This is a genomic window from Brucella pseudintermedia (genome assembly GCF_008932435.1).
Lineage (GTDB): Bacteria > Pseudomonadota > Alphaproteobacteria > Rhizobiales > Rhizobiaceae > Brucella > Brucella pseudintermedia.
On record NZ_WBWE01000017.1, the window covers coordinates 49,230 to 63,046 of the forward strand.

The following is a 13,817-nucleotide window of genomic DNA, read 5'->3' on the forward strand; positions in this document are numbered from 1 at the left end:
ATTCGGCTAAACGCATGAAAAGACTCATGAAAGCGGACTGTTCCGCCGCCTGTTCGGCGGCCCGCATGAAAAGGTCCGTTCCGGTAGCGTATCGGCAACAGGAACGGACGAATCATGACGATGGGAGGATGGATCGCGAATCAGGCGAGAGTGCGGTCCACGATGTCGCGCAGGTCGGTGGACAGTTTGCCCGCGCCTGAAATGCGCGCCAGCGCTGCCCTGGCATGTTCACGGCGGGTATCTTCGAGCGAACGCCACGAGCGAAGCGCCGTCAGAAGCCGCGCCGCGAGCTGCGGGTTCTCCGGGTCTATGGACAGGATCGTTTCCGCGAAGAACTCGTAAGCCGCACCATCCTTCCGGTTAAAGCCGGTGGGGTTGGAGGCGGAGAACGAACCGATCAAGGAACGGACGCGGTTCGGATTATCGAGCGAGAAGAGGGCGTGTTTCGTGAGATCGCGCACGGCCTGCAAGGCTTCCTCGCCGGGACGGCTCGCCTGCACGCTGAACCACTTGTCCATCACCAGCCCATCCTTGCCGAACTGACGCTCGAAACTTGCCAGTGCGTCCTTTGCTTCGCTCGTATCGCCAAAGCGATGCACCAGCACGGTCAACGCCGCGAAGCGATCGGTCATGTTATCCGCAACGGCGAACTGGTCGGCAGCACGTTTCGGGCTGTTCTCGTAACGGCTCAGATAATCCAGCAACGCATTCCGCAAGGCACGTTTGCCAGCCGCCGCTGCATCGGGCGAGAAAGCGCCATCCTGTTCCAGGCCATCGTAGAGCTTGGCAAATTCGCCGGCATAGCGGGCGGCGATGGCATCGACGAAATGATTTCGGCTTGCAAGGATGGCGTCTGGGTCGACATTACTTCCCATCTCGCGCGCGATATCGCTTTCGCTCGGCAGTGTCAGGCAGAGTGCGCGGAACGCAGGATCAAGGGTCTCATCGGATGCCACTTTCCCCGCGAGTTCAACGATCTTTTCTTCAACTGCCGGTGCATGATCCCCGCGAACGCGCTTGGCGCCTTCAAGCAGGATCTCGTTGAAAATTCCGGTCAATGCCTGCCAGCGCGCCACCGGGTCGCTGTCGTTGAGTGCAAGGAAAGCGCGGTCATCGTCCGATAGCGGTGCTGACAGATTGACCGGAGCCGAGAAGCCGCGCAGCAGCGACGGCACAGGGCGCTGCTTGATGCCATGGAAGACGATTGTTTCGGATGAACGATGCAGATGGATGACATCGCCGCGTACATCCCCGCCATCGACGGAAGCTGGAACCATATCCTTGCCGTCAGGCCCGATCAGGCCGAAGGCAATCGGAATATGCATCGGTTTCTTGACCGGTTGTCCGGGCGTTGCTGCGAGCGTTTGCGTCAACTCAATCGTATAGGTTTCCTTCGCAGCGTCGAAGGCGAAAGCAGCTTCCACCTTGGGCGTTCCGGCCTGATCGTACCAGAGCGCGAATTGTGAAAAGTCTTGACCGGAAACATCGGCAAAAACCTTGACGAAATCCTCAATGGTCGCGGCGTCTCCATCATGGCGCTCGAAATAGAGGTCCATGCCCTTGCGGAACAGCTCTGGCCCGATGATCGTGCGGATCATGCGCACCACTTCCGAGCCTTTCTCATAAACGGTCGCCGTATAGAAGTTGTTGATCTCGCGATATTCACGCGGACGCACCGGATGGGCCAGCGGCCCGGCATCTTCCGGAAATTGCTGTGCTTTCAGAATTTTCACTTCGGAAATGCGCTTGACCGGACGGGAACGCTCATCAGCGGAAAATTCGTGATCGCGATAGACGGTCAAACCTTCCTTGAGGCAGAGCTGGAACCAGTCGCGGCAGGTGATGCGGTTGCCTGTCCAGTTGTGGAAATATTCGTGCGCGATGACCGCCTCGATGCCCGCATAGTCGACATCGGTCGCCGTTTCGGGGTCGGCCAGCACATATTTGTCGTTGAAGACATTGAGGCCCTTGTTCTCCATCGCGCCCATGTTGAAATCGGACACGGCAACGATGTTGAAAACATCGAGATCATATTCGCGACCGAACTTTTCCTCGTCCCAGCGCATGGAGCGTTTCAATGCATCCATCGCATAGACGGCACGGCTTTCCTTGCCATGCTCGACATAAATAGCCAGATCGACCGCGCGTCCCGACTGCGTGGTGAAGTGGTCCTTGACGACGCCGAGCGATCCGGCGACGAGCGCGAAGAGATAGGACGGCTTTGGATGCGGATCGTGCCAGATGGCAAAATGCCGGCCCGATTTGCCTTCGCCCGATCCACTGTCGACCGGATTGCCGTTGGAGAGAAGAATTGGAGCGGCCTGCCGGTCGGCGTCGATGCGGACAGTATAAACGGACAGCACGTCCGGGCGATCATAATAATAAGTAATGCGGCGGAAGCCTTCCGCCTCGCACTGGGTGCAATAAACGCCGCTTGAGCGATAGAGGCCGGATAGCTGGCGGTTAGTCGTCGGATTAATTTCCGTCACGATTTCAAGCGTGAAGCGCTTTCCTTCCGGCAGGTCGCTGATTTCAAGCTGGTCAGGCGTTGCGACATAGCTGTTATCAGCAAGCGGCTTGCCATCAATGGCGATGCTGATGAGTTTCAGTTCGTCGCCATCCAGCACAAGGGGCGTACCGGCTGGAGTGTCATCACGGCGCTCAATCGTGAGGCTCGCAACGACGATGGTTTTTTCCGGTTCCAGTGAGAAATCCAGTTTCGTCTCGGGAATGGCGTAAGGGGTCGGGCGGTAATCTTCGAGGCGGAATGTCTGGCCGGTTTCAGTACGCATAGCGAAACTCTCTCCCTGAACTCTCTTTGAACTCACGATACTGGATTCGTAGCCAAAATTGCTGCAGAGGGAAACTTAATTCCAGAACAACCAACCGGGCTTTGTAGCAGGATGGGTATTTTATCAAATATTTTCCGACTTGACCTTTGAGCTACTGGTGCTGTGTTGCAAACAGGAATAAGAAAGACAGGCACGCGAATATTTCGGGTGTAGCTGCGCATCATATTTTAAGGAATTGCGTTGTGAACGCTCATGCGAGCGCGCCTGTCGAGGCTGCCCATCTTGAAACGAATCCGATGCTCGGCATCGGCTTGAAGATCGCTTCCGTTGCTGTTTTCGTCGCCATGTCCACTTTGTTGAAAGCGACTGATGGCGTGCCGGTCGGGCAGTTGATCTTCTTCAGGTCTTTCTTCGCGATCTTCGCGATATTGCTCTATCTGGCTTGGCGCGGGCAACTTTCGGGCGTATTCCGCACGCAGAACGGTTTCAGCCATTTCTGGCGCGGGCTGGTGGGCGTCTGTTCCATGTCGATGAGCTTTTTCGCACTGACCAGGCTGCCGCTGCCGGAGGCAATCGCCATCAATTACGCTTCGCCGCTGATCAGCGTCATTCTTGGCGCGGTCGTCCTGCACGAGATCGTACGGCTTTATCGCTGGAGCGCGGTCCTGATCGGGCTCGGCGGGGTCATGTTCATCATATGGCCGAGGCTGACAGTGTTCTCGGGCGGTGATATAGGATATGACGAGGCCATCGGCGCCCTTGCTGCCCTTGGTGGAGCGGTCATGTCAGCAGTGGCGATGATGCTTGTGCGTCATCTCGTTCAGACGGAACGCACATCGACCATTGTGATCTATTTTTCCATATCCGCGAGCGTCATCTCACTGGCGAGCTTTCCATTCGGCTGGGTCGTACCAAACTGGCCGCAGCTTGCCATGCTGATCGCAGCCGGGTTTGCCGGTGGGATCGGGCAGATTCTCCTGACCGAATGTTATCGCCATGCGCCAATGTCGACTATTGCCCCCTTCGAATACACATCGATGCTGCTCGGACTTGCGATCGGGTTTCTGCTCTTTGGCGATATCCCGACCCTCGAAATGCTGGCAGGCAGCGCCATCGTCATGGCGGCTGGTGGGTTCATCATCTATCGCGAGCACAAGCTTGCCATCGCGCCGCACAAGGTGAATGCCCCGCAAACGCAATAAAATCAGCTCTGGCCAGGCGCGCCTTCTGCGCGGGGATCAAGCTGCATGGTCTCCGGCGTGGACTGGCCGTCCGGTGTGTGGAACTTGTACTCGGTTTTTTGATCGCTGATGGCTGGCCGCTCGAAGCGGCGGATACGCCAGAAGGCGTGCAGGCCATAAAGGGCATAAGCGATAGCCATGGTGACGAAGAAGCCCGAAGCGCCGATCAAATCCATCAGAGGGCCGGAAAGGGCAGGTCCGATGACGCTGCCTACGCCATAGATAATCAGCAATCCGCCGGAAACCTTCACGAACTCGCTGGCATCGGCGTAGTCGTTAGCGTGCGCGACGTTGAGGCTGTAGATCGGATAAATCACCGAACCGAACAGAAACATCATGATGTAGAGCGCCGTAGGCGAGGTGGGATGGAACAGCACCATCACCATTGACAGGGCAAAACCGATCATCCCGGCTATTACCATCACGTAGCGACGGTCGACAAAGTCGGACCCCCGGCCAAGCGGATACTGGAAGATTGCGCCGCCGACCATCGCGCAGGCAAGCATCGTCGCAATGCCGAAGGTAGAAAGGCCATTCATCTCGCCGTAAATTGCGGCGAGGAAATTCCACGTGCCCGCAACTATGCCGGCAATCAGCGAGCCGAACGCGGCGGCTGGCGACCGCCGGTAAAGTCCCTTGAGATCGAGCGAAACCTGCGTCAGCGGATTAGGCGACTGGGCGCTGGAAAGCGCCGTTGGAAGCAGCGCGCTGGCATAGATAATGGCGCAAACGATGAAGAGCGTCTGCGTTCCTGCATCGCCGAAGGGCAGTATATACTGTCCGCAGAGCAGGCCGAGCATGGTAATGATCATGTAGATCGAGAAGATGCGCCCGCGCGATTCATTCGTCACGCGCTCGTTCAGCCAGCTTTCGATGATCATGTAGCTGCCAGCGAGAGAAAAGCCTGCAACGCCGCGGAAGATCATCCACGCAACCGGGTTGACGAGCAGTGCGTGCAAGAGAAGCGCCATCGAAAGCAGTGTCAGCAGCGCTGAGAAGACGCGCACATGCCCCACGCGGCGCACCAGATGTGGCACCACAATGCAGCCTATCGTGAAGGCAAGGGAATAGCTCGTGCCCATCCAGCCGATGGTCGTGGTGGACCAGCCTTCCATGCCGCCACGCAGGGGCAGAAGAATGCCCGCAAGGCCACCTGCAAGCAGCATGAGAAAAGTGCTTGCAAGCAAAGCGGCTATGGGCAGGAGCTGACCAGCCATGAAAAACTCCCCAGTGAAATCCCATGGGAAACTGAATTTAGGGCTACTTGTCGCCAGAAGGCGGTTTGGCAAGCGGCGGAATAGACCATGTTTGCGGCATGTTGGTGACAATGCCACCGGCCGATGCCGCTGAAATGCTTAAAAATCAATCCGTCAATTCGGCTAATTTCAGTTTCACAGCCAGGAAATCGCGCCATGCAAAACGTTTTTGGGCTGGCGTGCGCAGAAGATAGGCCGGATGCAGGGTTGGCATAACCGGAATCTCCACGCCGGAAGGTGTCCGGTGAACCTTCCAGTTACCGCGCAGGCGCAGGATGCCTTCTGTCGCGCCGGTGAGTGCCTTGCCCGCCGGTCCGCCGAGCGCAACCAAAAGCTTCGGCGCGGCAAGCTCGATCTGTCTTTCAATGAACGGTCGGCAAAGCTCTGTTTCAAGAGGCGTCGGCGTGCGATTGCCCGGCGGACGCCAGGGGATCGTGTTGGCGATGTAGACGTTTTCCCGCTTCAGGCCGATGGATTCGATCATGCGATTGAGAAGCTGGCCGGATTTTCCGACGAACGGCAATCCCTCCATATCCTCGTCCCGTCCGGGCGCTTCTCCGATGAACATTATGTCGGAGGCAGGATCGCCATCTGCAAAGCAGAGATTCTTCGCTGTGAATTTCAGATTGCAGCCATCGAATGCCGCAAGCTTTTCCCGCAGTTCCTCCAGCGTCGAGGCCTGCGCTGCCGCTTCGCGGGCGAGCGCAATCTGCGCTGTATCAGGAAGATCTGCTGCGGCTTGAACAGGCCTGCTGGTGGGGGCAGGCGCCGGTGCGGGGCGGGGCTGCTGCCGGCTGCGTTCAGGAGCACCGGGAACCTGGGCCGGGGGCTGAGCCGGAGCTGCTCGTTGAGGCTCTGCAAACCGGTCTATCGGCGTTTCGGAAAGCGGCATGTCGACGCCAGCTTCCGCATAGAAGCGGAGCAAACCTTCAATATCCAGCGTTTCGCGATTATCAGCCATCATTTACCTCACCTCTGAGGTGGCGAATTTTGCAGGTGAATGCAATAGCCCTATTCAGATTTCTGGCTTGTTAGGCCCATTAGTTCCTGTTCATACCCGGTTGATGCACTGCAAAATGCCAGGGAGGCATGGCGGCTCACATCATGTGAAGCCGTCGCGGGCAAATCTCATCGCAGTTTAGTGAACGGAATAGATTTGACGTTTACGTTAAGGTAAATATATTCGAGGAGGTAAGACGCCGGTTTTGGACAATTGGACGCATTTGCGACAGTCTCCAACTCTGCGACAGGGTAAGGCGGAATACGGGGAAACGGCAGGTCTTTTCGCGGGTTCGAGTGCTGACGAGCAATTTGTTCATGGATATTCGCGATCAGATCATGCACAAAAACAATTGGATGTGTCGTCTGGGCTATCTTAGTGAGAAGACGATGTTACACCGGACGGAGGAATGAATGTCTGAAGCCCCAGAATATGCAAATCAGGAGCTTCCCGAACGCGAAAGCATGGAATTCGACGTTGTGATCGTCGGCGCAGGCCCTGCGGGCCTTGCCGCGGCGATCCGTTTGAAACAGGCGAATCCGGAGCTTTCTGTCGTCGTCCTCGAAAAGGGCGGGGAAGTGGGCGCGCATATTCTTTCCGGCGCTGTCGTCGATCCGGTGGGGATCGACCAGCTTCTGCCAGGCTGGCGTGAGGAAGAGGGACATCCGTTCAAAACGCCGGTGACGGCTGATCATTTCCTGGTGCTGGGGCCTGCAGGCTCGGTGCGCCTGCCGAATTTCGCCATGCCGCCTTTGATGAGCAATCATGGCAATTACATCGTGTCGCTCGGCAATGTCTGCCGCTGGCTTGGCACCAAGGCCGAAGAACTCGGTGTGGAAATCTATCCGGGCTTTGCCGCGACTGAAGTGCTTTACAATGATGAAGGCGCGGTCATCGGCGTCGCCACCGGCGATATGGGCGTCGAACGGGACGGAACGCATGGGCCGAACTATACGCGCGGCATGGCGTTGCTCGGCAAGTATACGCTGGTCGGCGAGGGCGCGCGCGGTTCGCTTGCCAAGCAACTGATCTCTAAGTTCAAGCTCGATGAAGGCCGCGAACCGGCCAAATACGGTATTGGGCTCAAGGAACTGTGGCAGGTGGATCCTTCCAGGCACAAGCCGGGTCTGGTCCAGCACTCTTTCGGCTGGCCGCTTGATATGAAGACCGGCGGCGGCTCGTTCCTCTATCATCTGGAAGACAATATGGTTGCGGTCGGTTTCGTGCTGCACCTCAACTACAAGAACCCGTATCTGTCGCCATTTGAGGAATTCCAGCGCTTCAAGACACATCCGGCTATTCGCGACGTGTTTGAGGGCGGCAAGCGCCTTTCCTACGGCGCACGTGCCATTACCGAGGGCGGTTTCCAGTCGGTGCCGAAGCTGTCGTTCCCGGGCGGAGCGCTCATCGGCTGCTCGGCTGGTCTGGTCAATGTGCCGCGCATCAAGGGTAGTCACAATGCGGTTCTGTCCGGCATTCTCGCCGCCAACAAGATCGCCGAGGCAATTGCTGCGGGCCGCGCCAATGACGAGCCGGTCGAAATCGAAAACAGCTGGCGTTCGAGCCTGATCGGCAAAGATCTGAAGCGCGTGCGCAACGTCAAGCCGCTGTGGTCGAAGTTCGGCACGATTGTCGGCGTGGCGTTGGGCGGGCTCGATATGTGGACCAACCAGCTTTTCGGCTTCTCTGTCTTCGGGACGCTGAAGCACGGCAAGACCGATGCGCAGTCGCTGGAACCGGCTGCAAAGCATACGAAGATCGACTATCCGAAGCCGGATGGCGTTCTGACGTTCGATCGTCTGTCGTCAGTGTTCTTGTCGAACACGAACCATGACGAGAACGAGCCGGTGCATTTGCAGGTCGCCGACATGAAGCTGCAGCAGACATCCGAACACGATGTTTTCGCTGGTCCGTCGACACGCTACTGCCCGGCTGGCGTCTATGAATGGGTGGATGCGGACGGTAACGCTGCTGCTGATCGGCAGGCCAAGGATGTCCGTTTCGTCATCAACGCGCAAAACTGCGTGCACTGCAAGACTTGCGACATCAAGGATCCGAACCAGAATATCAACTGGGTGCCGCCACAAGGCGGGGAGGGACCTGTTTACGTAAACATGTAAAAGAAAAAAGGCGGTCTCGGGCCGCCTTTTTTATTGCAGCATGACGGACTGCGTTTCCGGTTCTTCTTCGTCCGGCCGAACGGGCGGCGGAACGGAAAAATCAAGCCGTACCGGCAGATGATCGGAGCTTGCGTCTTCGCGAGCAGAAACTTTCGCCCCTCCGATTTCGGGGCTTACAAGTATCTGGTCAATCGGCAGGCCTAGATAGGGCGCAAGCGTGACGGGCAACAGATGCGTCATCCACGTGCCGCCGATACTGGTCATGTGTCGGGTGCCGGACGCCTGTTCGACGCGACGAACCGCATTGCTCCACGGCGCGGCGTTGAAATCTCCTGCGATGACGAGAGGGCCTTTCAGCTTCGTCAGTTCCGGTTCGATATAGCGGAGCTGATGCGGCTGCCAGCGCGGCCAGGGCCACGAAAAGTACAGCGCCGCGACGTGCACGGTCGTTCCACCAAAATCGATCGGCGCAATTGCCAGCAAGCCGTTACCGATGCAAGCGGTCTGCGCCTCTTGGCTGAAAGGCCGCTTTGACAGGATTCCCACACCCCAGGTGTCGGGATCATCTGCACAATTTAGATGATAGGGATAGGAGCCCTGGAGAATGGTGAGCCACTTGGTCCATTGTTCGCTCGCTTCCTCGTAGGTGATGACGTCGGGCTTCTCCCGCGCAATCATCTGGAGAATGCGTTTCGGCTCGGGATTGTCTTCGCGCAGATTGATCTGCACAAGACTATAGCGCGCGCCACCCGGTTCTTCCGCCTGCGCGCCGGTGGAGCCGCTCAGGAAATCGCGTGCGGCACCGATAGTCGTGCTGAGAGCCATGACGGCGACAAGCAAAAGCATTGCCGCTTCACGCCGCATTTTGGTGAAAAGCAGCGGAAAGGCCAGCACCGCTAACATAACGGCGAGGTGAGCCCGAAAATGTGAAAAGGAATCGAGGGCTGGATGCACCGCTCCAAGAAATCCAAGCACAAGCGGGACAGACAGCGCAACGGCCGCCAGCAGCAACAGGAATGAAAGGTTTTCACGGCGTTTCGACATGAAGGTGCCCATACGTGCTGATTGCGGCGTGATGATGAAAGGGAAGGCAGTAGGGCAGTAGGCGAATAAGGCAGTATGTTAAGAGCTGTTGCCAACCAACATATTGTCCTACTGCCTTACTGCCCTATTGCCCTAACATCACTGGAAAGCCGTCTCGTAAAAGCTTCTGAGCTTTCGGGAATGCAGTCGCTCATCGGGCATCGCCGCGATTTTTTCCATTGCGCGAATGCCGATGCGTAAGTGCTGCGCCACTTGCCGCTTGTAAAACTCGGTCGCCATCCCCGGCAGTTTCAACTCGCCATGCAGCGGCTTGTCCGAAACACAGAGCAGGGTGCCGTAAGGCACGCGGAAGCGGAACCCGTTCGCGGCAATCGTGGCGGACTCCATATCGAGCGCAACGGCGCGCGCTTGCGAAAGGCGCTGCACCGGCCCGCGCTGGTCGCGCAGTTCCCAGTTGCGATTGTCGATGGTCGCGACCGTGCCGGTACGCATGATGCGCTTGAGATCGTAGCCTTCTAGCCCGGTGATTTCCTCGACGGCCTCTTCCAGCGCAACCTGAATTTCTGCAAGCGCCGGCAAAGGAACCCAGACCGGCAGATCGTCGTCCAGAACATGGTCCTCACGCATATAGGCGTGGGCCAGAACATAATCGCCAAGCTGCTGGCTGTTGCGCAGACCTGCGCAGTGGCCAAGCATCAGCCAGGCGTGAGGACGAAGCACGGCGATATGATCGGTAATGGTTTTGGCATTGGACGGGCCTACGCCGATATTGACCATAGTGATGCCCGAATGGTCCGCCCGCTGCAGGTGATAAGCAGGCATCTGTGGCAGGCGCTGCAACGGATTGCCGTTGCTCGGCGCGGTTTCGCCAGCCAGCGTAACGATGTTGCCCGGCTCCACGAACCGTTCGTAACCGCCGCCGCCCGCCGCCATCAACTCGCGAGCATAGGCGCAGAACTCGTCCATATAGAACTGGTAGTTGGTAAACAGCACGAAATTCTGGAAATGGGCTGGGCTTGTCGCCGTATAATGTGCCAGCCGGTGCAGCGAATAATCGATGCGCTGGGCCGTGAACGGGGCAAGCGGCATTGGTTCGCCGGGCGCTGGCTCGAAGTCGGCATTCACGATCTTGTCGTCGGTTGCAGCCAGATCGGGCACGTCGAAAAGATCACGCAGCGGATGCGTGAAGGCATTGGCGACGGAGGCTTCGACATAGGTGCCTTCCTTGAAGGCGAAATGGATCGGAATTGGCGTCGAGGATTCCTTCACCGTCACAGTCACACTGTGATTGCGCATCAGGAGGCGAATTTGTTCGTTCAGATAATGATCGAACAAATCGGGCCGCGTGATGTTCGCGGAATAATCGCCCGGCGTCGAGACATGGCCATAAGCCAGCCGCGAATCCACATGCGCAAAGCTGGACGTAGATAGACAAATCTCGGGATAATAAGCGCGATAGCGCTGCGGAGGAACTTCGCCGCGCGCCACTTTCTCGAACGCATCGCGAAGGAAGGCCGTGTTGCGATCATAAAGCTTTTGCAGGGCGGCAACCGCCGCGCCGGCATCGGTGAAAACCTCCGGGTCAACCGTTGGAGGCGTTTTGATTTCTGTGAGAAATGGATGTTCGATTCGCTGTGTCATAACCCAGTATAGCAAAGTCTATGACCGTGACATGACCCAGTTTATGCGGCGCGCTGCAGGCTTACATAAAGTACGAGACCGATGCTGCTCATCTGCGAATGCTGACCGATCTGCGTATAGGCGAAGGTGGCTGCCGGGCCGGTGAAAATGGCGGTAAAGAGGAAAACGCGAAATGCGATTGCGGCCATTGCTTGAGTTCTCCTCACTGCCGTTCTCCGAGATGCTTCTGGGTGAATGCGGCCACAGGTCCGATCACCGGCTGGTCGCGGTAAACATTGTATCGCTGGTCAACGAAAATGCTGGCGACTGCGGCAAAGCCGGCGATCATCAGGCAAAGAATTGTTAAGCGCCGAAGCATAGCGGTCGGTCCCCCAGGCCGTTCTGATTTCTGTTCTCCCTTGCCAATCTAGCGATCACGCCTGAACCGTCCCTGAGAGCCTCGTTCATGCGGCGTTCAAAAATATTGATGTTCCGTTTATTGCGGCACAGGGCTCTTGTGCCTGCTCGAAAGGGTCTTATGTTTCCCATCATTGGAATGCGGGAACACGTCCCGCGCAACTTCAGGATCAGCGGGAGAGAGCCCATGGCCCAACAGACCAAGCCCATTGAATTGTATTATTGGCCGACGCCGAACGGCTTCAAGATCAGCATTATGCTGGAGGAATTGGGCGTTCCCTATGAAGTTAAATACATCAATATCGGCAAGGGCGACCAGTTTCAGCCCGACTTTTTGAAAATTGCGCCGAACAACCGGATGCCTGCGATCATCGATCCGGAAGGACCGGGCGGCGAACCGATCTCGGTTTTCGAGTCCGGGGCGATCCTGCAATATCTCGGGCGTAAATTCGGCAAATTCTATCCGACCGACGAACGCAAGCGCGTAGCAGTCGATGAATGGCTGATGTGGCAGATGGGCGGCCTTGGCCCGATGTCGGGACAGGCGGGGCATTTTCGTATCTACGCGCCGGAAAAGGTTCAGTACGGCATCGACCGCTATACCAATGAAGTGAACCGTCTCTACGGCGTCCTGAACCGGCAACTGGAGGGCAAGGATTACATAGCAGGCGAATATTCAATTGCCGATATGGCATCGATTGGCTGGATCAATGCCTACAAGAACTATGATCAGAACCTTGATGATTTCCCGAACTTGAAGCGCTGGCATGAAACGATGAACGCGCGTCCAGCGGTGCAGCGCGGCCTGCTTGTCGGCAAAGAGGAACGGGAAAAGTCCAATCTGGCAACCGACAAGGAAGCCCAGAAAATCCTTTTCGGCCAAAAGGCACGCTAACGGGCACAAGAAGAAAGGGCGGCTCCGGGCCGCCCTTTTCGATTTCTGCACCGCCGAAATTATTGGCGCGTCAGGCTCTCGCTCTTGCAGATCAAGCCACCCATCACGCAGCCGGAAAGCGAAAGTGTGTTGCCTTTGACGCTAGCCTTGCCGGTATAGGTCTTGCCTTCGTCGAGCTTGTTGACTTCGCCCTTGTAGCTGCCGCCGGTACCCGACATCGTGCCGATCGACTTGCCCTTGTATTCACCGGTCTGCACCGTACCGCAAAACTTGTTGGCGCCACAGGCCGCGTAGCTGATGATCGTGCCGTTCGGACGCTTCCATGTGCCGACAATGCCTTCCTCGGCAAGGGCAGGCGCGGCAAAAGTGGCTGCAAGCGTCATTCCAAGAATTAGTCTGCGGATCATTCTTTCCTCCCAAGTCGCCGCGGTCCGGGCTTTGCCGCTCGCAGCGATGAAACCGCTGTTCTGCGCTCTGAAGTTTGAGCCGGAAGCCTCCACGACCACTCAAACTTACGCAAACGTAAACGTAATACAGTTTTGGACCGAGCGGAAGAGGATAGTTGCGCTCTCCAGCCTCTTCGAACAGCCTGCTTTCTATACGCGGGGCCGCACTCGAATGTTGTCTATAGTTAGCAACTGGTTTCATTCGACGAAGCGGATTTGAATCGAATTTTCGTGAAAATCCAGCAATCCGCAGAGCTTGCATGTTTAACAAAATCCCAAGTTTACCCCTTGTTGGGATTTTGTTGGTTGCTCGTTAAGCATCTGGTTTAACGCGCATTTCAACCCTTTCCCGTAGATTTGAGAGCATGAACGGAGCGACAGAGACGGCGGTTTCAAAGCAGGAAAATCAGGCTTTGAAAACAAAGACCGGACGGTTCTCGGGATTTAACAGGGACAAAGAAAATGGCACAGTTTCAGAACTTTACGAATAAGAACAACGCAATCGCGCAGGATCGCATTCTTCTGGAAATGGGTATGAAATTCGCCATTGGCCGTGATTGCGAGATCGACGTGGTGGAAGCGCACAAGTGGCTGAATATTGCGGCTATCCGCGGCAGCGAGAAGGCTGCTCGCATGCGCAATCAGGTGGCGGCCACGATGAGTAAGGGCGAGCTGGCAGCAGCTCTGCGCGGCGCACGCGAGTGGATGACCGCCCACTGACGAGTTCACCTGCGAGTGACAAAAGCCGCCGTCGGGCGGCTCAGACTGCTGACAAACCCCTGGCCTTGTTGAGGGGTTTGTGATTCATTGGGCCATGTTGAAGAAACCCGCTCCGTCGCAGACAGCTCTCGAGATGGTAACGCTCGACAGTCTGGTTCCGAAGGATCACCTGCTTCGCAAGATCGATGCTGTGATCGACTTCTCCTTCATCCACGACCGCGTTGCCGGACTTTACTGCGCCGACAACGGCCGCCCGGCGCTCGATC

The 13,817-nt window shown here is 57.0% G+C and carries 12 protein-coding genes and 1 pseudogene; 5 read left to right on the plus strand and 8 right to left on the minus strand.

The window, feature by feature from the left end; translation table 11 throughout:
• Positions 1-140 precede the first annotated feature (140 nt).
• Positions 141-2,792 carry an aminopeptidase N gene (gene pepN / locus F9K78_RS19750; protein ID WP_151682621.1) on the minus strand — a complete coding sequence of 884 codons (2,652 nt, stop codon included), beginning with the start codon at positions 2,790-2,792 and terminating at the stop codon, positions 141-143.
• A 242-nt stretch (positions 2,793-3,034) separates the two neighbouring features.
• Here pepN and F9K78_RS19755 point away from each other — a divergent pair, with 242 nt between their 5' ends.
• Positions 3,035-3,994, plus strand: a complete 960-nt coding sequence (locus F9K78_RS19755) for a DMT family transporter (protein WP_121983056.1) — start codon at positions 3,035-3,037, stop codon at positions 3,992-3,994.
• Positions 3,995-3,996: 2 nt separating this feature from the next.
• Here the strand turns inward: F9K78_RS19755 and F9K78_RS19760 are convergent, their stop codons facing one another.
• Both F9K78_RS19760 and F9K78_RS19765 read right to left on the minus strand, forming a co-directional pair.
• Positions 3,997-5,250, minus strand: coding sequence for an MFS transporter (locus tag F9K78_RS19760; protein WP_121983055.1), 1,254 nt, complete (start codon positions 5,248-5,250; stop codon positions 3,997-3,999).
• 145 nt (positions 5,251-5,395) lie between these two features.
• On the minus strand, positions 5,396-6,250 hold the full coding sequence (locus tag F9K78_RS19765) for a uracil-DNA glycosylase (RefSeq protein WP_151682627.1): 855 nt from the start codon (positions 6,248-6,250) through the stop codon (positions 5,396-5,398).
• 452 nt (positions 6,251-6,702) lie between these two features.
• On the opposite strand from F9K78_RS19765, the gene F9K78_RS19770 reads away from it, so the two are divergent.
• Complete coding sequence (locus F9K78_RS19770) at positions 6,703-8,409, plus strand: electron transfer flavoprotein-ubiquinone oxidoreductase (RefSeq protein WP_151682622.1); 1,707 nt, start codon at positions 6,703-6,705, stop codon at positions 8,407-8,409.
• Positions 8,410-8,439: 30 nt separating this feature from the next.
• On the opposite strand, the gene F9K78_RS19775 is transcribed toward F9K78_RS19770, so the two are convergent.
• From F9K78_RS19775 to F9K78_RS21985, 4 genes are all read right to left on the minus strand, one after another.
• The gene (locus F9K78_RS19775; RefSeq protein ID WP_208851936.1) at positions 8,440-9,453 is read right to left on the minus strand and encodes an endonuclease/exonuclease/phosphatase family protein; all 1,014 of its coding nucleotides are present in this window, start codon (positions 9,451-9,453) and stop codon (positions 8,440-8,442) included.
• Positions 9,454-9,591: 138 nt separating this feature from the next.
• The gene (locus tag F9K78_RS19780; RefSeq protein ID WP_151682624.1) at positions 9,592-11,094 is read right to left on the minus strand and encodes an AMP nucleosidase; all 1,503 of its coding nucleotides are present in this window, start codon (positions 11,092-11,094) and stop codon (positions 9,592-9,594) included.
• A 41-nt stretch (positions 11,095-11,135) separates the two neighbouring features.
• The gene (locus tag F9K78_RS21980; RefSeq protein ID WP_167518140.1) at positions 11,136-11,282 is read right to left on the minus strand and encodes a hypothetical protein; all 147 of its coding nucleotides are present in this window, start codon (positions 11,280-11,282) and stop codon (positions 11,136-11,138) included.
• A 14-nt stretch (positions 11,283-11,296) separates the two neighbouring features.
• The gene (locus tag F9K78_RS21985; protein WP_167518139.1) at positions 11,297-11,452 is read right to left on the minus strand and encodes a hypothetical protein; all 156 of its coding nucleotides are present in this window, start codon (positions 11,450-11,452) and stop codon (positions 11,297-11,299) included.
• Positions 11,453-11,677: 225 nt separating this feature from the next.
• Between F9K78_RS21985 and F9K78_RS19785 the strand changes: the two genes are divergently transcribed.
• The gene (locus F9K78_RS19785; RefSeq protein ID WP_121986769.1) at positions 11,678-12,385 is read left to right on the plus strand and encodes a glutathione binding-like protein; all 708 of its coding nucleotides are present in this window, start codon (positions 11,678-11,680) and stop codon (positions 12,383-12,385) included.
• Between the two features lie 59 nt (positions 12,386-12,444).
• On the opposite strand, the gene F9K78_RS19790 is transcribed toward F9K78_RS19785, so the two are convergent.
• Positions 12,445-12,792 carry a DUF2147 domain-containing protein gene (locus F9K78_RS19790; protein WP_121986768.1) on the minus strand — a complete coding sequence of 116 codons (348 nt, stop codon included), beginning with the start codon at positions 12,790-12,792 and terminating at the stop codon, positions 12,445-12,447.
• A gap of 501 nt (positions 12,793-13,293) precedes the next feature.
• Here F9K78_RS19790 and F9K78_RS19795 point away from each other — a divergent pair.
• Positions 13,294-13,551, plus strand: coding sequence for a sel1 repeat family protein (locus tag F9K78_RS19795; RefSeq protein WP_151682625.1), 258 nt, complete (start codon positions 13,294-13,296; stop codon positions 13,549-13,551).
• A 94-nt stretch (positions 13,552-13,645) separates the two neighbouring features.
• Positions 13,646-13,817, plus strand: a pseudogene (locus tag F9K78_RS19800) (IS5/IS1182 family transposase); the annotation flags it as partial.